The sequence below is a fragment of the Streptococcus oralis genome (genome assembly GCF_003943825.1).
Taxonomy (GTDB): domain Bacteria; phylum Bacillota; class Bacilli; order Lactobacillales; family Streptococcaceae; genus Streptococcus; species Streptococcus oralis_CD.
Genome location: NZ_RJNJ01000060.1, coordinates 1 through 734 on the forward strand (window position 1 = coordinate 1; position 734 = coordinate 734).

Sequence of the window (734 nt, forward strand, 5' to 3'; positions counted from 1 at the left end):
AGGAGGGCTTCGATATGGTCGTCGCTTTCCAGAAGGGTTGAGATAGCTGGCATTTCTTGGATGCGTTTCTCAAAGCGAGCAATCTCTTCTTCCTTGGCTCCTGGCAAAACTTGGAGAAGAAAACCACCGGCAACTTCGACCTTGTCGTCTTTGTCTAAAAGGACATTGAGGCCGACGGCTGAAGGAGTTTGTTGACTTTCGGTCAGGTAGTAGGCCAAGTCTTCACCGATCTCCCCAGAGATGAGAGGAGTCATGGAGTTGTAAGGATTTCCAGTACCGTAGTCTGTGATAACGAGAAATTGACCATTGCCGACAAAAGGTCCGACTAGGACTTCACCCGTTGCAGTTTTTTTGATATCTACACCGGGGTTTTGAACGTAGCCTTTGACATTTCCCTTGGTATCTGCGACCGTGATGATGGCACCGAGAGAGCTCGTTCCAAGAACTTTTACAGTAATCTTGGTATCTCCTTTTTCATTGGCTGCGAGAATCTGGCTAGCGATAAGGGTGCGACCAAGTGCAACAGTTGAACTGGCTTGAGTTTGATGTTTTTCTTGAGCAGTGCGGACGGTTTCTNTACTGTCAAGGACAAAAGCACGAAAGGCTCCGCTTTCTGATATAGTTTTAATAATCTTATCCATACCTTCTATTTTAGCATAAAAATGCCCAAAGGGGGAGCCGTGTGTTTGCTGTCAATTTTTAAACTGTTTAATTTGTGATGACTGGTATAGGAG

General features: G+C 45.6%; 1 protein-coding gene. It reads right to left on the reverse strand.

The window, feature by feature from the left end; all coding sequences use genetic code 11:
* Positions 1 to 641, reverse strand: a 641-nt coding sequence (gene hslO / locus D8863_RS10550) for an Hsp33 family molecular chaperone HslO (RefSeq protein WP_125441864.1), incomplete at its 3' end; no start/stop codon positions are given.
* Positions 642 to 734: the final 93 nt, after the last annotated feature.